Raw genomic sequence first — 23,286 nt, 5'->3', positions numbered from 1 at the left:
CGACTCCTTTCCTAGAAGACCGGGATGTAGAAGAGGGCGGCCAGCGCGACAGCGACCAGGCCGAGCAGAACGGGGGAGCGGTACCAGGCGGCGTCCCCGGCGAGCACGTCGCCCTTCAGGTCGATGCCTCCCATGCCGTACACCAGCCCGCGCAGTTCCTCGTCGCGCTTGGGGGCGGTGAGCGGGGTGATGATCGCGGCGACCACCACCGCCGTGACGAACGCGAGACCGGCGCCCCAGAAGCTCTCCTCCAGGTCGGAGTTGAAGTCGACGACGCCGCCCTTGTAGAGCAGGTAGAGGCTCAGCGACACGAGGGTGCCCAGCAGCAGCGACCAGAAGCCGGCCAGGGCGGTCATCCGCTTCCAGAACATGCCGATGATGAACGTGGCGAACAGCGGCGCGTTGAAGACGGAGAAGAGCGCCTGGATGTAGTTCATGATGTTGCTGAATCCGGCCGCGATGAACGCGGTGCCGATGCCGATCACCACGGCCGCGACCGTCGCCCACCGGCCGATCCGCAGGTAGTACTCGTCCGACCGGTCACGACGGATGTACGCCTGCCAGATGTCGTAGGTGAAGACCGTGTTGAAGCCGCTCACGTTGGCGGCCATGCCGGCCATGAACGAGGCGAGCAGACCGGTGACCGCCACCCCGAGCACACCGTTGGGGAGCAGGTCGCGCATCAGCAGCGGGATCGCGTTGTTGTACTGCAGGTCGCCGCTCTCCGCGCCCAGACCCTTGACCGTCACCAGGGCCACCAGGCCGGGGATCACCGTGACCAGCGGGATGAACAGCTTCGGGTACGCGGCGATGATCGGCGTACGCCGGGCGGCGCTCATGTTCTTCGCCGACAGCGCCCGCTGCACCTCGGCGAAGTTCGTCGTCCAGTAGCCGAACGACAGCACGAAGCCGAGGCCGAAGACGATGCCGATCCACTGCGCGCCAAGCGGGTTGGCGGTGCTGCCGGTGTCCTGCCAGGCGTGCAGGCCCGCCTCGCCGAGCTTGGAGTCGCGTACGGCGTCCATGAGGCCGCTCACCCCGCCGACCTTGACCAGGCCGATCACGGTGACCGGGATGAGGCCGGCCAGGATGACGAAGAACTGGAGCACCTCGTTGTAGATCGCCCCGGACAGGCCACCGATGGTGATGTACGCCAGCACGATCGCCGCGCCGACCACGATCGCCGTCCAGAGCGGCCAGCCGAGCAGCGCCTGCATCACCAGCGCCAGCGCGTACAGGTTCACACCGGCGATCAGGACCTGGGCGACGGCGAAGCTGAGCGCGTTGAGCAGGTGCGTGGGGCGGTTGAACCGCAGCCGCAGGTACTCCGGGACGCTGCGGACCTTGGAGCCGTAGTAGAAGGGCATCATCACGATGCCCAGGAACACCATGGCCGGCACCGCGCCGATCCAGTAGTAGTGGACGGTCATCACGCCGTACTGGGCGCCGTTCGCGGCCATGCCGATGATCTCCAGCGCGCCCAGGTTCGCCGAGACGAAGGCGAGACCTGTCACCCAGGCCGGCAGGGACCGGCCGGAGAGGAAGAAGTCGACGCTCGTCCGGATCGCCCGGCGGGCCGCGAAGCCCACTCCGAGGACGGTGACGAAGTACAGCGCCAGGATCAGGTAGTCCAACCCGTTCATGTTGAGCCGAAGACCGCCGCCGTCCATCCCGTCACCCCTCGTCCCGACGATGTCACCGGTTTAGCGCGCGCGCCCTATTACCCAGTTCGCGCTGTCTCACGCCTGCACGCCCTCTCTGGTGTGTTCCGGTCCGTCTCGGGCGTTCACGTCGGGTCAACAGCAAGGAGCGCCCCCGCCGTTGCGGCGGGGGCGCTCGGTTGTCGTCCGTGACTCAGCGACCCAGGACCCGGTCCAGGAAGTCGCGGTAGTTGCGGACCGCCATCCGCAGCTGCTCGGTGTCCGCCGAGCCGGCGTCCTGCCAGCCTCCCAGCGTGGTCTTCTGCGCCGCCAGCGCCGAGGAGAGAGCCTGGATGGCCTCCTCCACAAGCGCCTGCGCCTCGCCGGCCGCCGCGTGCGGATCGTCGACGAAACGCAGCTGCACGTCGCGCCAGCGGTCCCGGAAGCCCTGCGCGGAGTCCGCGTCGAGGAGGGTCGCCGGCTCGGCCGCGACCGTCGAACCGACGGGCCGCGACGTCCCGGCCGACTCCAGCGAGGTGCTGGTGTCGTCGGTGGTGACCGGCTCGGCGTCGGCGTCCGGGTCGACCATCTCCGGCGCCGCGCTGCCGTAGCCGGCCGCGCCCGCCGTGGCCGCGTCGACCCGGTCGACATCGGCGCGGTAGGCGTCGGTGCGGTCGACGTCGGTGTCGTCCACGTCGGTCCGGTCGACGTCGTGGTCGGTGCGGTCGACATCGGTGTCGTCCACGTCGACGTCGCGGCGGTGCAGCTCGGCGGTCGGGTCGGCCCGCAGGCCCTCACGCTCGCCGTCCTCGGCGCCGTCGCCCGGCTCGGCGGTCCGCTCGGCCCGCGGGTCCGGCTGGTCCTGCGGACGAGGGCTGGCCAGCGCGGACGCGGCCACCGCGTCAGCCACAGTGGTGGCGCCGAAAGCGGTGGGCAGCGGCCCCGGCTCGTGGAAGCCGCCCTCGTCGTTGGCCCGGTCGTCCCGCCGGTCGCGCAGGTCGGTGTCGTCGGCCCGCTCGTCGTCGCGGTCGTCCAGGGTGTCCCGCTCGGTGCCGTCGGCCCGCTCGTGGTCGTTCAGGGTGTCCCGTTCGATGTCGTCGGCCCGCTCGTGACCGCCGGCCGACTCGTCGAAGGTGCCCCGCTCGTCCAGAGCGTCCTCGGGCAGATCGGCGTGGCTGGCACGGTCACCTGATGGTGGTACCGGAACCGGCGCGGACCGCACGGCCTCCGGGTGGTCGTTGCTCACCTGCTGCTCTTCCTGGCGCATCGGTGGCCTCCTCAACGGCTCGTGGCGTCGTGCGGGGTGTCCGGGTGGCGCTGTTCGGGCGTGTGGTGACCTGCCGGCTCCGTACCGAGCAGGTCGGTGAAGAGCGCCCGGTAGTGCACCACCGCCTGGCGCAGCTCCTCGGTGCTCGCCTCACCCCGTGAGTTGCGCAGGTGGATCTCGTGCGCGTCCCGGTAGTTGGTGAGGGTGCGGGCGTGCTCGACGGAGAGGTGGGCGATCTGGTCGGAGAAGTCCCCGGTGGGGTAGCCCTGCTCCTCGATGAGTCGGGTGACCAGCTCATCGGCGTCGCCAACGGTCTCGCCCGGGGAGTCGATGAAGCGGACCTGGAGTTCCTCCCAGGCCTCGGCGTACCGGGCCCGGGACTCGGGGGTGAGTGGGGTGAGCGTGAGCTCGGCGTGCCGGCGTTCCCGGTCGCGCAGTTCGCGCTCCGCGGCGGACCGGCTGTCCTGCTCGGCCACCACCCGGTCGTACTCCGGTCCGAAACGGTCGCGCAGCGCGCGGCGGCGACCAAGCGACCGGACGGCCACGGCCAGCGCCGCGACGACCACCAGCACGACGAGCACGATGACGATTATCTGCGTGGACGACATGGGCTCCTCCTTCGTCACCTGGTATTCCCTCGGCGCACTGATCGCCAATCCCGATCCGGGACACTTTCCTTGCCGCGCTGTGTCCGCTGTCCGGATAACGCCCGTGCCGTCCCCTTGCCGACGTGGCCCACGTCCCTGCGGCGGGCAAAAACTTGACTCATTCCAGAAAGCGCGCTTGGGTGGGGCGATGAGCGAGTCAACGGCCGGCAAGCCGACCCTCACCACCCGGCAGGGTCACCCCGTGCACAACAACCAGCAGCAGCGGACGGTGGGGTCACGCGGTCCCGCGACGCTGGAGAACTACCACTTCCTCGAGAAGATCAGCCACTTCGACCGGGAGCGCATCCCGGAGCGGGTGGTGCACGCGCGCGGATTCGTCGCGCACGGCGAGTTCGAGGCGTACGGGACGATCGGCGACGAGCCGGCCTCGACGTACACCCGCGCCAAGCTCTTCCAGACCCGGGGCAAGAAGACGCCTGTGAGCCTGCGGTTCTCCACGGTCATCGGCGGTCGGGACTCCTCCGAGGCGACCCGCGACCCGCGCGGCTTCGCGGTGAAGTTCCGCACCGAGGACGGCAACTGGGACCTGGTCGGCAACAACCTGCCGGTCTTCTTCATCAGGGACGCGATCAAGTTCCCCGACGTGATCCACTCGCTGAAGCCGGACCCGGTCACGTTCCGCCAGGAGCCCAACCGGATCTTCGACTTCATGTCCAACACGCCCGAGTCGATGCACATGCTGACCTGGCTGTTCAGCCCGCGCGGCATCCCGGCCAACTACCGGACCCAGGACGGTTTCGGGGTGAACACCTACCGCATGGTCAACGCGGCAGGCGAGGGTGTGCTTGTCAAGTACCACTGGAAGTCGCAGCAGGGCATCGAGTCGCTGACCGAGGAGCAGGCCGCCGCCATCCAGGCGGGCGAGCTGGGCCACGCCTCCAAGGACCTGTACGAGGCCATCGAGCGCGGCGAGTACCCGCAGTGGGAGCTCAACGTCCAGATCATGAGCGACGACGAGCACCCCGAGCTGGACTTCGACCCCCTCGACGACACCAAGACCTGGCCGGAGGACGTCTTCGCGCTGCGCCCGGTCGGCATGATGACGCTCAACCGCAACGTCACCAACTTCCACAACGAGAACGAGCAGATCGCCTTCGGCACCGGTGTGCTCGTCGACGGCCTGGACTTCTCCGACGACAAGATGCTCGTCGGGCGCACGTTCTCCTACTCCGACACGCAGCGCTACCGGGTCGGTCCGAACTACCTCCAGCTGCCGATCAACGCGCCGCGCTCCGACGTCCAGGTGAACACCAACCAGGACGGCGGTCAGATGTCGTACGGGGTGGACAACCGGGGCGGTAACCCGCACATCAACTTCGAGCCGTCCTCTGTGGCCGGTCTCCAGGAGGCCGACGACTCGTACCGGGAGTACCGCCCGTTCGTCTCGGGTCAGGTCATGCGGGCGCCGATCGAGCGGCAGAACAACTACGGCCAGGCCGGCGAGCGGTTCCGCACCATGCCCGAGTGGGAGCGCGACGACCTGGTGAAGAACATGACCAACCTGCTGGGCCAGTGCGACAAGCACATCCAGGAGAAGATGGTCTGGCACTTGAGCCAGTGCGACGAGAGCTACGGCCGCCGGGTCGCCGAGGGGCTCGGCATCGCCGACGACGCCTGACCCGTCCCGCACCACGACGAGCGCCCCGCCGGCCACCGGCGGGGCGTTCGGCCATTCTCGACCCACCGAATGTCGGAGCGTCGATCTCGGCGCGACGGGCGGTAGTGCAAAGGGCTGTCATTACGTATCCTGCCCAAGGCGCCCGCGCCGGTGTCCGGCGTCGCCGCCGGGCGCAGCCGGCCGGTGCGTTGCCCGGCGGTGCCGGCGCCCCTCCTGCCACCCCTTACGGGCGAGGTCTGATGAGAACCCGCGACTGGCCGATCCGCTCGAAGCTGACCGCACTCGTGGTCGCGCCGGTGACCGCGCTGCTGGCCCTGTGGATCTTCGCGACGACGTTGACCTTCGGCCCCGCCCTGAATCTGCTCTCCGCCCGCACCCTGCTGTACGACCTCGGCCGACCCGGCGAGGCAGTGGTCACCGAACTGCAGCGTGAACGCCGACTCTCGGTGGTGCAGCTCGCCGGCACCACCGACCTGCCGGCCCTGGTCGAGCAGCGTCAGCGCACCGACCGGGCGGTCGCCGAGCTGCGTCGCCGGGTCGACGGGGAGGCACTGCGCGACGCCGCCGACGACCTGCTGGAGGACCGCGTCGACCGGCTGCTCACCGCCCTGGCGGCACTGCCGAGCGGCCGGGACTTCATCGACGACCGGATGATGGACCGGCCCGGCGCGATCGGCCTCTACAGCGGCATGGTCTCGGCGGCCTTCCAGGCGTTCGCCGCGATGGCCAACCTGACCGACCCCGACATCAACCGGCAGGCACTGGCGCTCACCGCGCTGGGCCGGTCCCGGGAACTGCTCGGCCAGACCGACGCCATGCTGGCCGGCGTGCTGACCGCCGGCCGGTTCGCCCAGGGCGAGCACGCCCAGCTCGTGCAGGCCATCGGCAACCAGCGGTGGCTCACCGAGAGCGCGGTGGCCGACCTGCCCGAGGCCGGGCGCGTCGCGTACCAGCGGCTGACCGAGAGCCGGGCGTTCACCAGCCTGCGCGCCATGCAGGAGGCGTTGATCGCGGCCAACCGGACCGGCCGGCCACCTGTCGACGCGGCATCGTGGCAGGAGAGCCACGACGCCGTACAGCAGCAGCTACGGGACTTCGAGCTGTCCGAGGCGGACCGCCTCACCGACCGCTCGGTGCCGATGGCGGTCCGGATCCTGGTCCGGCTGGCCGCCGCCGGTGTGCTCGGACTCGCCGCGGTGGTGGTCTCGGTGCTGGTGGCCGTACGGGTCGGTCGCACGCTGGTCCGCCGCCTCAGCGGGGTCCGCACCGCCGCGCTGGAGCTGGCCGAGCACCGGTTGCCGGACGTCGTGGCCCGGCTGCGCCGCGGCGAGCAGGTGGACGTGGCCCGGGAGGCGCCCCCACTGGAGTACGGCAACGACGAGATCGGCGAGGTCGGGCGGGCCTTCACCGAGGTGCAGCGAACGGCGGTGCAGGCCGCGGTGGACGAGGTCGCTCTGCGGCGCGGGCTCAACGAGGTCTTCCTCAACATCGCCCGCCGCAGCCAGAGCCTGGTGCACCGACAGCTGCACCTGCTGGACCGGATGGAGCGCCGCGCCGAGGACCCGGACGAGCTGGCCCAGCTCTTCCAGGTGGACCACCTGGCGACCCGACTCCGGCGGCACGCCGAGGACCTGGTGATCCTCGCCGGCTCCGCGCCCGGTCGGGGGTGGCGCAACCCGGTCGCGATGGTCGACCTGATCCGGGGCGCCACCTCCGAGGTCGAGGCGTACGACCGGGTGGACATCACCGCCGTACAGCCGGCCGGTGTGCTGGGCCGGGCCGTCGGCGACGTCATCCACCTGCTCGCCGAGCTGATCGAGAACGCGACCGCGTTCTCTCCGCCGGACACCCGGGTCACCGTCGCGGGGGAGCAGGTGTCCAACGGGTACGCCCTGGAGATCACCGACCGGGGGCTGGGGATGTCCGCCGCGGCGCTGGAGAGCGCCAACACCCGGCTGGCCAGCTCGCCCGAGTTCGACCCGGCGCAGAGCGCCCGACTCGGCCTCTTCGTGGTGGCCCGACTGGCTGCCCGGCACGGGGTCCGGGTGAGCCTGCGCCCGTGCGGGGACGGCGGGGTGACGGCTGTGGTGCTGCTCCCCGCCGACCTGATCACCAGCGAGCCGCCTGCCGGTCCCGACCCGGCCACGCTGGGCGCCGAGCCGGCCGGCGCGGACCGACGGCTGGCCCGCAGCGCCCGTCGCGGTGGCGTTCCGCGCCCCCGGGCCGCCCGTGGCCGGACGGTCACCGCCGACGCCCCGGCGGCCGGTCCCGCGCCCGCCGCCGTACCCGCTCGCCCGGCGCGCGGGCCGCGCGACGGGGAGGCGTCCCCGCCGGCCGGTGACGAGCTGGACGGCCTGCCCCGGCGGGTCCGCCGGCAGACCCCCGCGACCCGACCGCGCTCGACAGTCACCGACACCCCGTCGCCCCGCTCGCCCGAGGAGGTACGCCAGGTGATGGCGGCCCTCCAGGCCGGCACGGCCCGGGGGCGCGCCACGGTCGTCACCCCGGCTCCCGCGCCGACGACGTCGGGTGTGGACACGCCCACCGTCGCGACGAACCCCACCGCCCCGGCGGCCCCGGCCGACCGGGTGAACCCCACCGAACGGGTCAGCGCAGATCCGATCAGCCGGGTCAGCGCCGATCCGACCCCGGGGACGGCCGCCGGGCAGGAGGCCGCCGCACCCGTGGCCTCCCCGACGCCCGCCCCCGAATCCCCTACCGCGACTGAGAGGGACGCCTAGTGCCGCATTCGACGAAGCAGAGCGCCAGCCTCGACTGGCTGCTCGACGAGTTGGTGGAACGGGTCCCGGCCGCCCGGGAGGCCGTGGTGCTCTCGGCGGACGGGCTGCTGCTCGGCTCCTCGGCCGAGCTGGAACGCTCCGACGCCGAACACCTCTGCGCCCTCGCCGCCGGGTTCTCCAGCCTGGCAAGGGGTGCCAGCCGGCACGTCGACGGTGGTCCGGTCCGGCAGACCGTCGTGGAGATGGAGTCGGCGTACCTCTTCGTCACCGCCGCCGGGCAGGGCACCTGCCTGGCCGTGGTGAGTGACGCAGACGCGGACATCGGCCTGGTCGCCTACGAGATGGCGATGCTCGTCATCCGGGTGGGAGAGAACCTCACCGCGCCGGCCCGACCGTCGGCGGGTGACGGTGACGTGGGCTGAGCCGCCCGGGCCCCAGCACGAGTGGCTGGATGGCGACGCCGGGCCGGTGGCGCGTCCGTACATCATCACCGGCGGCCGGGTGCGGTCCGCGGCCGACGGATTCGACCTTGTCGCGTTCGTGCTGGCCGGCGCGGACCTCGACCCGACGGTCCACCCCCTGCTGCTCCCGGAGCATCGGCGGCTTGTCGCGCTGGCCCGCCAGCCGGTGTCGGTGGCCGAATTGGCGGTCGAGCTGGATCTCGCGGTCGGGGTCGTCCGGGTGCTGCTCGGTGACCTCCTCGCCCAGGGCCTGGTCGCGGTGCACGAGCCGCCGGCGACCGGCAACCTTCCCGACGACGACATTCTCAAGGCGGTGGTCAGTGGACTGCGTGCACTATGACCAGGCGGAATCCGACGTCACCATCCCGTTGGCGCTGAAGATCCTCATCGCCGGCGGCTTCGGGGCCGGCAAGACGACGCTGGTCAGCGCCTTGAGCGAGGTCCGCCCGTTGCAGACCGAGGAGGTGCTGACCGGGGCGGGGATCGGCACTGACGACATCTCCGGTGTGGAGGGGAAGTCGACCACCACAGTGGCGATGGACTTCGGCCGGATCACCATCAACGATGACCTTCAGGTGTACCTGTTCGGTACCCCGGGCCAGGACCGGTTCTGGTTCCTCTGGGACGAGCTGGCCTTCGGAGCGCTCGGCGCGGTCGTGCTCGCCGACACCCGGCGGCTGGCCGACTGCTTCCCCTCCATCGACTACTTCGAGCAGCGGGGCATCCCCTTCGTGGTGGGCGTGAACTGCTTCGACGACGCCCGCCGGTTCAACCTGGAGACCGTACGCCGGGCGCTCGACCTGGACCCGGACGTGCCGATGGTGCTCTGCGACGCCCGGGACCGGCAGTCCGGCAAGATGGTGTTGATCTCTCTGGTGGAGCACGTGGCCCGGCAGCGTGGGGAGCCGGTGCCGACCGCCTGAGTCGCGCGCGTCGACCCGGCTCGGCGTCGACGGGACGTCGCCGCCGATCCGGGTGCCGCAAAGCGGTTAACGCGCGGGATTCGCGGGCAGCCTCTGGTTGGATCGACGCAGGAAGCCGGCGGAGAGGCGAGACGTGAGTGCGCAGAACGAGGTCGTCCACATCGGGGGCTACACCGCGCAGAGTGGCGGACGGGGCAGCGGCATCGTCGCGGCCCGCCGCGACCCGGTCACCGGGGAGCTGACCCCGCTCGGCACGGTGGCGGTCACCCCGTCCCCCTCCTTCCTGGCGCGGCACCCCACCCAGCCCGTCCTCTACGCGGTCAACGAGCTCAAGGACGGCGAGGTCAGCGCCTGGCGGGTCGGCGCGGACGGCGCGTTGGACCCGCTCGGCAGCCGGCCGACCGGAGGCGCCGAGCCCTGTCACCTGGCGGTGCTCCCCGACGGTGGTCACCTGGTGGCCGCCAACTACGGGGGCGGCAGCATCGCGGTCTTCCCGCTCGACGCGCAGGGCGTGCCGGGCGAGCGCAGCGACCTGGTGGTGCACGAGGGGCACGGCCCGGACCCGGAACGTCAGGAACAGGCGCACACCCACATGGTCTCGCCGGGCCCGGGCCGGGGGCCGCTGCTCGCGGTCGACCTCGGCACCGACTCGGTCTACCGGTACGACCTGGACGCCGCGACCGGGCGGTTGGTGCCCCGCGCGCCCCGGGTACGCACGGCGCCCGGCACCGGCCCCCGGCACCTGGCCCGGCACCCGGACGGCAGGCGGTGCTACCTCGTCGGTGAGCTGGACGCCTCGGTCACCGCGTACGAGCTGAGCGACGACGGCGCGTTGCACCAGCGGGCGCGGGTGGAGGCGAGCGAGCGCTCGGGTCACGTGCAGCCGTCGGAGGTCGCCGTCGGCCCGGACGGGCGTTTCCTCTACGTCGCCAACCGGGGGGTGGGCACGATCGCCGTCTTCGCCCTCGCGGGGGAGTCGCCCGAGTTGGTGGCGGAGGTGGACACCGACGGCGAGTGGCCCCGGCACTTCGCGCTCATCGGGGAGCATCTGTACGTGGCCGACGAGCGGGCGGACATGGTGCGCATCTTCCGGCTTGACGCCGACACGGGTGTCCCGGAGCCGGTCGGCGAACCGGTGCCGGTGCCGAGCCCGACGTGCGTTCTGCCGTGAACGTTATGCCGGTTTGGCAACACCCCGACGCCGCGTCATCACGCTGAGTCGTTAATCAGCGATCAACTGTCTCTCCTGCGTAACTTTAGTCCGAACGGTTGTGGCACGGACGGCACGTTGTACGCAAGATGGTCACCGTGTCAGCAGGCCGCCATCGCATGCGTTCGAAACTCCATCTAGCAGCCGCCGCCGCGACGGCGACGGTGCTCGTCGTCACGACCGGCGTCTGGTTCGGCTATCGGGAGCTGATCCAGCCCAGCTGCTCGGGCGAGATCAGGCTCGCCGTGGCGGTCGCCTCCGAACTCGCGCCAGCTGTGGACGCCGCCGCGTCGCAGTGGGTCAAGGACGGCGCGGCGGTGGGCCCCACCTGCATCCGGGTGGACGTGTCCGCGTCCGACCCGGTCGACGTGGCAGCGGTGGTGGCGGCCAAGCACGGCGCCGTACTCGCCGGCGTGGGGCAGGCCAGTGGCACCGCCGTCAGCCCGGACGTCTGGGTGCCGGACTCCTCGACCTGGCTGCTGAGGTTGAAGAAGGAGGCGAGCGCCTTCGCGCCGACGAACGGCGCGTCCATCGCCCGCAGCCCGATCGTCGTGGCGATGCCGCAGCCGATCGCCACCCGGCTGGGCTGGCCCAGCAAGAAGTTCAACTGGACTGACCTGCTCAACCAGGTCAACAACACGGGCGCTCCGCTGCGTACCGGCATCGTCGAGCCGACCCGCGACGCGGCCGGCCTGTCCGGTCTGCTCTCGCTGACCGCGGCCGCCAGCGCCGCCGGCGGCGACGCCCAGCGCAAGACAGTCGGCGCGTTGCGGGCACTGGCCACCGGGCGTTCCTCGCTCCGCAACGACCTGCTGGCCCGCTTCCCGACCTCGAACGACCCGACGTCGATCGCCAGCGGCCTCGGCGCGGCGGCGCTCTCCGAGGAAGACGTGATCGCGTACAACAGCAAGAAGCCGCCGGTGCCGCTCGCCGCGCTCTACATGGAGCCGGCGCCGATGCCACTGGACTACCCGTACGCGGTGCTGCCCGGCATCGAGCCGAGCAAGGCCTCCGCGGCCCGGGTGCTGTTCGAGCTGCTCACCAGCCCCAGCTTCCGCGACCGGCTGGCGGCGCAGTCGCTGCGCGGGCCGGACGGCAACTGGGGCAAGGGCTTCAAGGCGCCGCAGGGCGCGCCCAGTCCGTCAGGTGGCGCACCGACCGCGCCGGCGAACGGCGGCACCGCCGCGGGCGGCCTGGACCCGGCCGCCATACAGCGTGTCGTCTCCAGTTGGTCGATCGCCACCCAGTCCGGTCGGATGCTCGCCGTCATCGACGTCTCCGGCTCGATGAAGGCAGCGGTGCCCAGCGCCAACAACCGGAGCCGGGAGGAGGTCACCGTGGACGCGGCGCGTCGCGGTCTCGGCCTCTTCGACGACTCCTGGTCGATCGGCCTGTGGACCTTCTCCACGAAGCTGGTAGGCAACCGGGACTACAAGGAGCTGGTCGGCATCGGTCCGCTCTCCGGTCAGCGGGCCCAGCTGGAGGGGGCGCTCGCCACCATCAAGCCCTCCAGCGGCGACACCGGCCTGTACGACACCACCCTGGCGGCGTACAAGGCGGTGCAGGAGGACTGGCAGCCCGGCCGGGTCAACTCGATAGTGCTGTTCACCGACGGCGAGAACGAGGACAGCAACGGCATCTCCCAGGGGCAGCTGCTCGCCGAGCTGAAGCGGATCGCCGATCCGGAGCGGCCGGTCCAGGTCATCATGATCGGTATCGGCGAGGGCGTCAGCAAGGCCGAGCTGGAGTCGATCACCAAGGTGACAGGTGGCGACGTCTTCGTCACGAAGGACCCGAGCGAGATCGGCAGCATCTTCCTCAGCGCCATCGCCCGGCGCCCCCCGGCGCCGCGCTGATCCGACGCACAGCCCAGAAGGGCCCGTCGTACCACCATTCGGTACGACGGGCCCTTTTTGCTGCTGGGCGGTGAAGATTCGGGGCTCCGGCGGTGAAGAAAAGTGACGGCAATACGTCCGAAGCAATCGGCAGTCATAGTTGTCGGGGCACGATGTCGAGGTGTTCCGGCATCGTCGGTCCGCCTCCGGTCGGCCCTGTCGGCCGGGGCCGTCCTGAGCAGAGTGGGAGGGCCGGTGAGCGCGGCGACACTGTTGACCCCGTCGAGCACGTCGGCGACGCCGGAGGCCCGCCCGCGTGGCCTGGTGGCGCGCGCCGACGAACGCTCGTACGTCCGGGTCCTCGTGGTGCTGGACACCACCATCCTGATCATCGCGCTGCTCGTCGGGTACGTCGCCCGCTTCGGTGACGAGGAGCCGAGCGGCTCGAAGATCCCGTACGTGCTGGTGGCCCCGGGTCTGGTGCTGGCCTGGTTGCTCTCGCTGAAGGCGTTGGGCTGCTACGACGACCGGGTGGTCGGCTACGGCGCGGACGAGTACCGCCGGGTCAGTTCCGCCAGCCTGCGGCTGGCCGGGGCGATCGCCATCGCCGGGTACATCGCCGACGTCGGCGTCTCCCGAGGCTTCCTCGGCATCTCCTTCGCGGTGGGGACGGTAGGGCTCGAGGTGAGTCGCTTCGCCGCCCGCAAGCGCCTGCACCGGGCCCGTTCCCGTGGTGCAGGCTGGTCCCGCAAGGTGCTCGTGGTCGGTGACACCGCGCACGTGTTGGAGCTGGTGCACACGCTGCGCCGGGAACCGTACGCCGGCTACCAGGTGGTCGGGGCGTGCATCCCCGATGCTCTGCTCGCGCCTGTGGCGCAGCGTCTCGGTGACGTACCGGTGGTGGGATCGTTCCGGGGCATCCCGGAGGCCGCCACCGCGATCGGGGCGGACACCGTTGCGGTCACCGCCTCCGGTGAGCTGACGGCGGCGCGGCTGCGCCGCCTCGGCTGGCAGTTGGAGGGGACGGGCGTCGACCTGGTCGTGGCGCCCGCGCTCACCGACGTTGCCGGCCCCCGCATCCACACCCGGCCGGTCGCCGGGCTGCCGCTGATCCACGTCGAGGCGCCCGAGTTCCGGGGCGCGCGCAAGCTGGTCAAGGGCTTCGTCGACAGGTCGGTGTCGTCACTGGCGCTCGCGCTGCTGCTGCCGCTGATCGTGTTCATCGCGTTGGCCATCAAGGTGGACAGCCGGGGTCCGGTGCTGTTCCGCCAGGTCCGGGTCGGTCGGGGTGGGCAGGAGTTCGGGGTTCTCAAGTTCCGCACCATGGTGGTGAACGCCGACGCGCTGCTCGCCGAGCTGACCGCCCGCAACGAGACCGACGGTCTGATGTTCAAGATGCGCGACGACCCTCGCGTCACCCGGGTCGGCCGGCTGCTGCGCAAGTGGTCCCTGGACGAGCTGCCGCAACTGGCGAACGTGCTGCTGGGGCAGATGAGCCTGGTCGGGCCGCGCCCGCCGCTGCCCTCGGAGGTGGCCCGCTACGACGGCGACGTGGCGCGACGGTTGCTTGTCAAACCCGGCATGACAGGCCTGTGGCAGGTCAGCGGCCGGTCCGACCTGAGCTGGGAGGACGGCATCCGGCTCGACCTCTACTACGTGGAGAACTGGTCCCTCGCCGCCGACCTGACCATCCTGTGGAAGACCTTCGGCGCGGTGGTGAACAGCCGCGGCGCGTACTGACGGCGTCGGTCAGGCCTGCGGCCCGGTCCAGTCCAGGCAGACCACCACCGCGTCGTCGACCAGGTCGCCGGCCACGAACGCCCGCAGGTCGCCGATCAGCGACCGGACGGCGTCCAGCGGCTCCATCGGGCCGGTCCTGCGCAGGAACCGGTCAAGCGCCGTCTCGCCGTAGCGGACGTCCTGCCCGGTGGCCTCCAGGACCCCGTCGCTGACCACGAAGAGCCGGTCGCCGCGCTCAAGCGTGAACGTCTGCTCGTGGTAGTCCGTCGCCTCGAACATGCCAAGCGGGAACTGCGCCTCCAGCGGCTGCTCGGTGACCTCGCCGTTGCGGAGCAGGACCAGTCGGGGGGAGCCGGCGTCGACCACTGTCATCACCCCGGAGCGCAGGTCCAGCTCCATCAGCAGCGCGGAGAGGTGCTGCTCGCCCCGGTACAGGTCGTAGAGCGCCTGGTCGGCGAGGGCGGCCTGGTCGGCCAGGCTCAGCCCGGCCCGGCGGGCGTTGCGCAGGGCGTGGGTGGCAAGTGAGGTGAGCAGCGACGCCGCGACACCCTCGCCGCTGCCGTTGACCGTCGACAACCACAGCCGCTGCCCGTCGTCGGACCAGTCGAAGCTGTCGCCGCGCACCGCGTACGCCGGTTCGAGTTGGCCGGCCAGGCTGAACGACGGCCGGATCCGGCTGCGGCCGGGCAGCAGGTCCCACTGCATCTCCGCGGCCAGGGTGAGTCGCTGGCTGCGCCGTGCCGCGCTGTAGACGTCGGTGCCGGCGGAGACGGCGGCCAGCTCGTGGGCCAGCGCGGTGGCGATCTCGTCCAGCTCGCCGAGGACTGTCGGGTCGTCCGGGACCGGCGCGAGCCGCAGCACTCCCCGTCGCTCACCGCGCATGCTTACCGGGAACCAGCCCGTGCCGTCGACGAGCAGCGGCGACTGGTGGTCGAACGAGCGCCAGGCGGGATGTCCAGGGCCCGTGATGGGGTCACCCTCGGTGAGGGGCAGCAGGTGTGAGAGCCGGTAGTCGACCTGGTAGAGCTCGACGTCGGTGATCCCGTACGACCGGGCGAGAACGGTCGCGACACCACCGACCAACCGGTCGGCCGGTGTCTCGTTCAGGGCACGTCGTGCCTGATTGACCGGTTCGCTCATCACCACTCCCTCGCTCAAAGCTCGACCACCTGTGGCTTCGGAGTACTCTCGGCCACCATGGCCGAACTGAACGGTCCGTCGGACCCCGAGACGAGTATGGCTGCCGCGTTGGATGCGGTGGCGACCTCCCTGTTGGGTGTGTGGGAATCCGCCCGGGAGGAGACCACCAACCGACTCTCCGGAGCCCAGTTACGGGCTGTGATGGTGGTCGAGCAGTCCGACGGTATCAACCTGCGTCGTCTGGCCAACCGGCTCGACATGCTGCTCAGCTCCGCCAGCCGGCTCTGTGACCGGTTGGTCGCCGCCGGCATGCTGGAGCGGGAGCCCGGCCGCTTCGACAGGCGGGAGATCTCCCTGCACCTCACCCGGGACGCCCGCCGGCTCCTCGCCGAGCTGCGCGCCGACCGTCAGGCGCGGCTCGCCACCGTGCTGGCCGCGATGAGCCCGGAGGGTCGCGACGCGCTCCTACGCGGGATGAGCGAATTCGACGAGACCGCTCGCCGGCAGCAGGCCCAGGTCGTGCCGGGGCCGGGCGGACCGGAGGACCCGGACCGGCCCACCGGCCGGGGGGCGGACTGGCCGGAGGACCCGGACCGGCCCACCGGCCGGGCGGACTGGCCGGACGACCCGGACCGGCCCACCGGCCGGGCGGGGGACCGGTCGGGCGATGCGGACCGGCAGACCCGCGGAACGTGGACGGGCGGGCCGGAGCGGACGGTCGACGGCCACCGGGAGTGGCCCACCGGCGAGCCACCGGTGGCCCGGACCGCCTGAGCCGCGTCGCCGGTCAGGCCGGTGCCGCCGCGCACACGGCCAGCATCGCGATGTCGTCGTGGGCTCGCCCGTCCGACCACTCGTCCACCAACTGGAGCAGCCGGTCGACAAGCGCGGTCGGCGGCAGGCCGGCCGCCGAGGCGAGTGCGGCACGCAACCGCTCGGCACCGAACATCTCCGCGTCTCCCCGGCCGCCCCGAGCCTCGGTCACCCCGTCGGTGTACGCCAGCAGCAGGTCGCCCGGGTCGAGGTGGACCCGGGCCTCGGCGAACCGGGGTGCGGGCAGCGCCCCCACCGGCATCCCGCCGACCGGCACCGGGGTGACCGTGCCGGCGGGCGTGACAACCAGCGGCGCCGGGTGCCCCCCACCGGCGATCCGGACGTCCACGCCGGCCGGCCCCCGTTCCAGGGAGCCGAGCAGCAGGGTGGTGAGCTGGCTGCGCCGCGCCGCGTCGGGTGCGTCGAACAACGCCCGGTTGAGCAGCTGGATCAGCTCCAGCGGGCGCTGCTCGACCAGCCGCAGTGTCTGCAACGACTGGCGGACCCGGCCCGTCAGCACTGCCGCGCCGACGCCCTTGCCGGACACGTCGCCGAGGGCGAACAGGGCGCCGCCGCGATGCAAGAAGACCTCGTAGAAGTCGCCGCCGATGCGCAGGGTGTCGCCGGCGGCCCGGTAACCGCCGGCCAGGCGCAACCCGGGCACCGTGGGCAGCTCCGGTGGCAGCAGGCTGGTCTGCAGCACCCGGGCCAGGTGGGCCTGTTCGCCGTACAGCTCGGCGGTGGCCAGCGCGGCGCCGGCCCGGGCGGCGAACTCGCGCGCCAGGTCGATGTCGCGCCTGTCGAAGCCCGCTCGCCCGGTCTGGCGGATCAGCAGCAGGGCTCCGGCCGGGCCGCCGGCGGCGCGCATCGGGCTCACCAGCACGGTGCCGGGTCGGCCGAACCCGGGCGGCAGCACGGAGGCCAGGTCGGCGAGGTCGGCGTCCAGCCAGGGGCTCGGCTCGGTGAGCTGGCCGGCCAGCGCCTCGGCCAGCCCGGGGACGGTGCCGGTCAGCTCCACCCCGGCGAGCCCCGCGCTCGGAGAGGGCTCACCGTCGGCGTACCGGACACAGCGCAGGTGCGGGTCGGTGGGCGTGGACGGCCGGTGCAGCGCCACCGCGGCGTCGGCCAGAAAGGGGACGGCGAGGGTGGTGACGGCCCGCAGCGTCTGGTCCCGGTGCAGGGACGATCCGAGTCGACTGCCGGCCTGGGCGAGGAACGCGGTACGCGCGCGCTCGGCCAGCAGGGCGTCGTTGCGGGTCTGCTCCTCGGTGACGTCCCGGATGTACCAGGCGTACCGGTGGCCGGCGAGCTGTCGCCGTGCGCCGCGCAGCCGGCGGCCGCCGTGCTCGCCGTCGAAGTGTTCGGCGTCGTCCCGGACCGCCCGGGCCAGCGCCGGCACCGGGCACCGGCCCAGCTCGGTGCCCGCCGTGATCTCCGGGAGCAGTTCCGCCGCCATCGCGTTGACCAGGGTGACCCGGCCGGCCTCGTCGGTCGTCAGCACAGCCTCGGCGAGCCCGTCGAGCAGTTCGCGGGCGAGTCGGGAGTCGGTCGGAAGCGGCTGCTCGACCCTCCGGCGGGGGACGCGCCCACCGCCGCTGACCGGACCGGTGATGCCGCCCCGTCGGGTCGTGGTCACCGCCCGACGCCGGCCCGCGTCTGACCACCTGTGCGCATGCTGCTCCTGGACTCCTCGCCTGCGGTTCGTTGCCTGTCGGCAAGCGTACCGAGGCCCGATGACCGTGGCCCAGCGTCCAGCGCCGGTCAGCTCGGGCGGGAGAGCCACCCGGCGGGTCGGGCGACGATGTGGCGGACCACCGAACCGGCGGCTCCCACTGCTGCCGCCTCCGGGCCGAGCGTCGACGGCCGGACCGTGACAGGTGACCAGGCGGCGGTCAGGACCCGGCCGGCGATCTCGGCGAGCACCGGCGGGCACAGCCAGGGTGCCAGCGGGGCGTACCCGCCGCCGAGGACCACGGTGTCCAGGTCCAGCAGGTTGACCACGCTGGCCACCGCGACACCGAGCGCCGTCCCGGCGTCGTGCAGCGCCCGCAGCGCGCCCGGGTCGCCGGCGTCTGCCAGTTCGGCCAGCCGGGCCGTCGCGGTGTCCGCGGGAAGCTCGGCGCGGGCCAGCCCGGCGGCGGCCACGATCGCCTCCTGACCGGCGTACTGCTCCAGGCAGCCCCGTCCTCCGCAGCGGCACGGACGCCCCTGCGGGTTGACCGGCAGGTGTCCGATCTCGCCGCTCCAGCCCCGGACGCCCCGGAACAGGGCGCCGTCCAGCACGATGCCGGCGCCGATGCCGACCTCGCCGGAGATGTGCAGGAAGCTGGCCGGGCCGGGAGGCCGGGAGTGCAACTCGCCGAGGGCGGCGAGGTTCGCCTCGTTGTCCACCACCAGGGCCGGTACGCCGGGCACCTGCTCGGTCAGCGCCTGGTGCTCGGCCAGCAGCGCGGGTACGGCGACGTCGCGCCAGCCCAGGTTCGGCGCGAGCCGGACGAGGCCGGCGTCGTCCACCAGACCTGGCACCGCGAGCGCCGCCCCGGCCAGGGTGAGGCCCTGGCGGGCGGCGTCGGCGCGGGCCTGCCCGGCCAGCTCGACGAGGCGGGCGAGAGCGTCTGCGGGCGCGACCGGGCGCAGGTCGGCCCGGTGCACGGTGCGGTGCCGCACCTGCCCGGCGAGGTCCACCACGCAGACCGTCAGGTAGTCGACGTTGACCTCCAGACCCAGCCCGGCCGGGCCCTGGTCGGCCAGGACCAGCCCGCGGGCCGGTCGACCGGCGCCGGCCCGGGGGGCGGGCTCGGCCTCGTCGACGAGCCGGCCGGCGAGCAGGTCCTCGACCACCGCGGAGACGGTGGCGCGGGTCAGGCCTGTGGCGGTGGCCAGGTCGGCCCGGGACGGGGGGCGGTCGGCGGCGGCGATCCGGCCGAGCACCAGGGCGAGGTTGAGTTCGCGCAGGCTGCCCTGACGGACTGCGCCGGCCGGGGCGTGGGTGGGGCTCACCCCTTGACAGTGCCATAGGGCGGGCAAATAATTCAATCGTTGAACAAATAGCGGACACCACCACCCCGGAGGTTGCTCATGGCACCCCGTCCCACCCCCGCCGACAAGTTCTCCTTCGGGCTCTGGACCGTGGGCTGGCAGGCCCGCGACCCGTTCGGTGACGCGACGCGTCCCGAGCTCGACGCGGTCGAGGCGGTGCACCGGCTCGCCGAGCTGGGCGCGTACGGCATCACCTTCCATGACGACGACCTGATCCCGTTCGGCGCCGACGCCGCCACCCGCGACCAGCACATCGCGCGGTTCCGCAAGGCGCTCGACGAGACCGGCCTGGTGGTGCCCATGGTCACCACGAACCTCTTCACCCACCCGATCTTCAAGGACGGCGGCTTCACCAGCAACGACCGCGACGTGCGCCGGTACGCGCTGCGCAAGGTCCTGCGCCAGCTCGACCTGGCCGCCGAGCTGGGCGCGAGCACCTTCGTGATGTGGGGTGGCCGCGAGGGCTCCGAGTACGACCTCGCCAAGGACGTCCAGGCCGCCCTGGACCGCTACCGCGAGGCCGTCAACCTGCTCACCCAGTACTCCATCGACAAGGGCTACAACCTGCGGTTCGCCCTGGAGCCCAAGCCCAACGAGCCGCGCGGCGACATCCTGCTGCCCACCATCGGGCACGCGCTCGGCTTCATCTCGCAGTTGGAGCACCCGGAGCTGGTCGGCCTCAACCCGGAGGTCGGCCACGAGCAGATGGCCGGGCTCAACTACGCCCACGGCATCGCCCAGGCGCTCTGGCAGGGCAAGCTGTTCCACCTGGACCTCAACGGCCAGCGCGGCATCAAGTACGACCAGGACCTGGTCTTCGGCCACGGTGACCTGATGAACGCGTTCGCCCTGGTGGACCTGCTGGAGAACGGCGGCCCCAACGGCGGGCCGACCTACGACGGGCCGCGGCACTTCGACTACAAGCCCTCCCGCACCGAGGACATGGACGGCGTGTGGGCCTCCGCGGCGGCCAACATGAGCACCTACCTGCTGCTCAAGGAGCGTGCGGCGGCGTTCCGCGCCGACCCCGAGGTGATCGAGGCGCTCGCCGCCAGCAAGGTCGGCGAGCTGAGCACGCCGACGCTCGGCGAGGGCGAGGGCTACGAGGAGTTCCTGGCCGACCGGTCCGCGTTCGAGGACGTCGACGTGGACGCGGTGGCCGCGAAGGGCTTCGCCTTCGTCCGGCTCAACCAGCTCGCCGTCGAGCACCTGCTCGGCGCCCGCTGAGGCCCCGCCATGCCGCTGGTCGCGGGCGTTGACTCGTCCACCCAGTCCTGCAAGGTGGTGATCCGGGACGCGGAGACCGGCGCCCTGCTCAGGCAGGGCCGGGCACCGCACCCGGACGGCACGGAGGTCGACCCGGAAGCCTGGTGGCAGGCGCTGCGCAGCGCCGCCGACCAGGCCGGTGGGCTGGCCGACGTGGCGGCGGTCTCCGTCGCCGGCCAGCAGCACGGCATGGTCTGCCTTGACGACGACGGCCGGGTGGTCCGCCCGGCGCTGCTGTGGAACGACACCCGGTCCGCCGACGCCGCCGCCGACCTCATCGAGGAGGCCGGCGGCGGTGCGGCCGGGCGTCGGTTCTGGGCGGACGCCACCGGAAGTGTGCCGGTGGCCAGCTTCACCCTCACCAAGCTGCGGTGGCTTGCCAACCACGAGCCGGAGCTGGCCGCCCGGGTGGCGGCGGTGTGCCTGCCGCACGACTGGCTGACCTGGCGGCTGGCCGGCGCGGCGGGGTTGGACGCGCTGCGTACCGACAGGGGTGACGCCAGCGGCACCAGCTACTGGTCGCCGGCCACCGGCGACTACCGGTTCGACCTGCTGGAGCGGGGCTTCGGCAGGCGGTTGGTGGTGCCCCAGGTGCTCGGCCCGGCGGAGTCGGCGGGCAGACTCGCCGACGAGCTGGGTGGGTCGGGCGGCGCGCTGCTCGGCGCGGGCACCGGGGACAACGCGGCCGCCGCGCTCGGCGTCGGCGCCGTACCGGGTGACGTGATCGTCTCCATCGGCACCTCCGGCACCGTGTTCAGTGTCGCCGACGTGCCGGCCGCCGACGAGAGCGGTGCGGTGGCGGGCTTCGCCGACGCGTCCGGTCGCTTCCTGCCCCTGGTCGCCACGCTCAACGCCGCCCGCGTGCTGGACGCCGCCGCCGCGTTGCTCGGCGTCGGCCTGGACGAGCTGGCCGAGCTGGCGCTCTCCGCGCCGGCCGGCGCCGACGGGCTGGTCATGGTCCCGTACCTGGAGGGGGAGCGGACGCCGAACCGTCCACTCGCCACCGGCGCGGTGCACGGCCTGACCCTGCGCACGTCGACCCCCGCGCACCTCGCGCGGGCCGCCGTGGAGGGCATGCTCTGCGCGCTCGCCGACGGCCTGGACGCGCTCACCGCGCAGGGTGCCACGGTCCGCCGGGTCATCCTGGTCGGCGGCGGCGCCCGGTCCGCCGCCGTCCGCCGGATCGCACCGCAGGTCTTCGGCTGCCCGGTGGTCGTCCCGCCGGCCGGGGAGTACGTCGCCGACGGTGCCGCACGGCAGGCCGCCTGGGTCGCCCTGGGCGGTCCGACGCCTCCGGTGTGGGAGCTCAAGGGCACCGAGGAGTACGCGGCCGAGCCTGTGCCAGCCGTCCGCGAGCGGTACGCGGCAGCGAGCGGACTGGTCCTCGACCGCCGCTGACCTGTCGGAGTCGACGCGGGTGGGGGCCGGCCGGCACCCACCCGCGTGACGATCGCCGTACCGGAGTCTGGTTGGCTGCCCGTCATGACCGTGAGCAGTGGCGGGACGCAGCCCGGCCGACGCCCGCACGGCCGGGGCGGTGGCCGGACCCACCGGCTGTACAGCGTCGCCGTGTTCGTGCTGCTCGCCTCCCTGGACAACGTGGCGATCGGGCTGGTCCCGCCGCTGTACGGGCCGATCGCCGACGAGTTCGACGTGTCGACGGGACTGCTGGGTCTGGTCACCGCGGTCAGCTTCCTGATCAGTGCGGTGGCGGCGGTCGGCTGGGCGTACGTCGGGGACCGGACCAACCGCAAGCCGTTGCTCATGGTGGGCACGCTGCTGTGGGCGGCGGGCACCGGCGGTAGCGCGCTCGCCGGCGGGTACGTGACGTTCCTGGCCGCCCAACTCGTCGCGGCGGTAGGCCTCGGTGCTGTCGGTTCGGTGGGCTACTCGGTGGTCACCGACCTGATCTCGCCGACCCGGCGAGGGCTGGTGATGAGCTTCTGGGGGCTGTCCCAGGGGGTCGGGACCCTCGCGGGAACTCTCCTCGGAGGGCTGCTCGGGGCCGGCGACTGGCGGCGGCCGTTCCTGCTGCTGACCGGTGTGGGCCTGGTCGCCACCCTGGCGTACCTGTTCACCTACGACATCCGGCGGGGCCAGAGCGAACCGGAGCTTGCCGGCGCGTTGGACGCCGGCGCCGAGTACGACTACCGGATCAGCCGGGCCGACCTGCCGCGCATCCTGGCCCGGCGGACCAATCTGTGGCTGATCCTGCAGGGCCTGACCGCGCAGGCGGCGTTCGGCTCGCTGGTCTGGCTGCCTGTGCTGTTCGCCGAACGGGCCGAGGCCCAGGGGTACTCGGAGTCGACAGCCGTGGTGGTGGGCAGCGTCTTCGCCACGTTGTTCCAGCTCGGCGGGGTGCTCTCCATCGTGGGCGGGCTGATCGGTGACGCCGTGCAGCGGCGTACCCCGAGGGGCCGTGCGCTCGTCGCAGCCGTCGGCATCCTCGCCGCGTTGCCGTTCTACCTGGTGTTGTTCTTCGTTCCGGTGGCCATCGACGTGCCCGACGGTGCGGGCGGGGGAGCGGTGGTCGGTGCGGTGCTGGCGAGTGTGTTCACCGAACCGACTGTCGGGTTGAGCCTGCTCACCGCCGTTGTGGCGCTCGCGCTGACCTCGGCCAATTCGCCGAACTGGTTCGCGTTGATCGCCGACGTGAACCCGCCGGAGCACCGGGGCACCGTCTACAGCATGGGCAACCTGGTCAACGGGGTCGGGCGGGCGGCCGGCAACGGGTTGGTCGGGGCAGCCTTCCAGGGCCTGCGTTCGGCGTTCCCGCCGCCGTTGAACTTCGCCGTCGGGCTTGCCGCGTTCCAGCTGTTCTTCATCCCCACAGGCATCATGTACTGGCTCGCCTCACGCACCTCACCGGCGGACATCGACAACGTGCACGACCTCCTACACACCCGCGCCAACCGCCTCTAACCC

The 23,286-nt window shown here is 72.3% G+C and carries 18 protein-coding genes; 12 read left to right on the top strand and 6 right to left on the bottom strand.

Annotation, left to right across the window (positions count from 1 at the left end; translation table 11 throughout):
- Positions 1–11: 11 nt before the first annotated feature.
- From ACZ6N8_RS23705 to ACZ6N8_RS23695, 3 genes are all read right to left on the bottom strand, one after another.
- Positions 12–1,670, bottom strand: coding sequence for a sodium:solute symporter family protein (locus tag ACZ6N8_RS23705; protein WP_364373768.1), 1,659 nt, complete (start codon positions 1,668–1,670; stop codon positions 12–14).
- A gap of 184 nt (positions 1,671–1,854) precedes the next feature.
- On the bottom strand, positions 1,855–2,907 hold the full coding sequence (locus ACZ6N8_RS23700) for a hypothetical protein (protein ID WP_466012738.1): 1,053 nt from the start codon (positions 2,905–2,907) through the stop codon (positions 1,855–1,857).
- 11 nt (positions 2,908–2,918) lie between these two features.
- Complete coding sequence (locus ACZ6N8_RS23695; protein ID WP_364373765.1) at positions 2,919–3,515, bottom strand: hypothetical protein; 597 nt, start codon at positions 3,513–3,515, stop codon at positions 2,919–2,921.
- A 187-nt stretch (positions 3,516–3,702) separates the two neighbouring features.
- Here ACZ6N8_RS23695 and ACZ6N8_RS23690 point away from each other — a divergent pair, with 187 nt between their 5' ends.
- From ACZ6N8_RS23690 to ACZ6N8_RS23655, 8 genes are all read left to right on the top strand, one after another.
- The gene (locus tag ACZ6N8_RS23690; RefSeq protein WP_466012737.1) at positions 3,703–5,193 is read left to right on the top strand and encodes a catalase; all 1,491 of its coding nucleotides are present in this window, start codon (positions 3,703–3,705) and stop codon (positions 5,191–5,193) included.
- 239 nt (positions 5,194–5,432) lie between these two features.
- Entirely contained in the window at positions 5,433–7,934 is a 2,502-nt protein-coding gene (locus tag ACZ6N8_RS23685; protein WP_466012736.1) for a sensor histidine kinase, read from the top strand.
- Positions 7,934–8,356, top strand: a complete 423-nt coding sequence (locus ACZ6N8_RS23680; protein WP_387120777.1) for a roadblock/LC7 domain-containing protein — start codon at positions 7,934–7,936, stop codon at positions 8,354–8,356. The genes ACZ6N8_RS23685 and ACZ6N8_RS23680 overlap by 1 nt, the downstream gene beginning before the upstream one ends.
- Positions 8,343–8,735 (top strand): DUF742 domain-containing protein, encoded by a 393-nt coding sequence (locus ACZ6N8_RS23675; RefSeq protein ID WP_466012753.1) that lies wholly within the window; start codon positions 8,343–8,345, stop codon positions 8,733–8,735. Before ACZ6N8_RS23680 ends, ACZ6N8_RS23675 begins: the two co-directional genes overlap by 14 nt.
- The gene (locus tag ACZ6N8_RS23670; protein ID WP_466012735.1) at positions 8,716–9,318 is read left to right on the top strand and encodes a GTP-binding protein; all 603 of its coding nucleotides are present in this window, start codon (positions 8,716–8,718) and stop codon (positions 9,316–9,318) included. The genes ACZ6N8_RS23675 and ACZ6N8_RS23670 overlap by 20 nt, the downstream gene beginning before the upstream one ends.
- 133 nt (positions 9,319–9,451) lie before the next feature.
- Complete coding sequence (locus ACZ6N8_RS23665) at positions 9,452–10,489, top strand: lactonase family protein (RefSeq protein ID WP_466012734.1); 1,038 nt, start codon at positions 9,452–9,454, stop codon at positions 10,487–10,489.
- Between the two features lie 137 nt (positions 10,490–10,626).
- Complete coding sequence (locus ACZ6N8_RS23660) at positions 10,627–12,384, top strand: substrate-binding domain-containing protein (RefSeq protein ID WP_466012733.1); 1,758 nt, start codon at positions 10,627–10,629, stop codon at positions 12,382–12,384.
- A gap of 234 nt (positions 12,385–12,618) precedes the next feature.
- A complete protein-coding gene (locus ACZ6N8_RS23655; protein WP_466012732.1) occupies positions 12,619–14,103 on the top strand; it encodes a sugar transferase in 1,485 nt (494 codons plus the stop codon).
- A gap of 9 nt (positions 14,104–14,112) precedes the next feature.
- On the opposite strand, the gene ACZ6N8_RS23650 is transcribed toward ACZ6N8_RS23655, so the two are convergent.
- A complete protein-coding gene (locus ACZ6N8_RS23650) occupies positions 14,113–15,243 on the bottom strand; it encodes a PP2C family protein-serine/threonine phosphatase (protein WP_466012731.1) in 1,131 nt (376 codons plus the stop codon).
- Positions 15,244–15,300: 57 nt separating this feature from the next.
- Here ACZ6N8_RS23650 and ACZ6N8_RS23645 point away from each other — a divergent pair, with 57 nt between their 5' ends.
- Positions 15,301–16,017: a MarR family winged helix-turn-helix transcriptional regulator gene (locus tag ACZ6N8_RS23645; protein ID WP_466012730.1), complete on the top strand. Its 717-nt coding sequence runs from the start codon at positions 15,301–15,303 to the stop codon at positions 16,015–16,017.
- Positions 16,018–16,030: 13 nt separating this feature from the next.
- On the opposite strand, the gene ACZ6N8_RS23640 is transcribed toward ACZ6N8_RS23645, so the two are convergent.
- Entirely contained in the window at positions 16,031–17,692 is a 1,662-nt protein-coding gene (locus tag ACZ6N8_RS23640; protein ID WP_466012729.1) for a PP2C family protein-serine/threonine phosphatase, read from the bottom strand.
- 125 nt (positions 17,693–17,817) lie between these two features.
- A complete protein-coding gene (locus tag ACZ6N8_RS23635; RefSeq protein ID WP_466012728.1) occupies positions 17,818–19,056 on the bottom strand; it encodes an ROK family transcriptional regulator in 1,239 nt (412 codons plus the stop codon).
- Positions 19,057–19,134: 78 nt separating this feature from the next.
- Between ACZ6N8_RS23635 and xylA the strand changes: the two genes are divergently transcribed.
- The 3 genes from xylA (at position 19,135) to ACZ6N8_RS23620 (ending at position 23,283) form a co-directional block, all read left to right on the top strand.
- A complete protein-coding gene (gene xylA, locus ACZ6N8_RS23630) occupies positions 19,135–20,322 on the top strand; it encodes a xylose isomerase (protein ID WP_466012727.1) in 1,188 nt (395 codons plus the stop codon).
- A gap of 9 nt (positions 20,323–20,331) precedes the next feature.
- Complete coding sequence (gene xylB / locus ACZ6N8_RS23625) at positions 20,332–21,759, top strand: xylulokinase (protein WP_466012726.1); 1,428 nt, start codon at positions 20,332–20,334, stop codon at positions 21,757–21,759.
- A gap of 84 nt (positions 21,760–21,843) precedes the next feature.
- On the top strand, positions 21,844–23,283 hold the full coding sequence (locus tag ACZ6N8_RS23620; RefSeq protein WP_466012725.1) for an MFS transporter: 1,440 nt from the start codon (positions 21,844–21,846) through the stop codon (positions 23,281–23,283).
- Positions 23,284–23,286 lie beyond the last annotated feature (3 nt).

The organism is Micromonospora sp. NPDC047521 (assembly GCF_055587305.1).
Note: the sequence above shows the minus strand (reverse complement) of the source record. Positions and strands in the feature narration are given on the sequence as shown.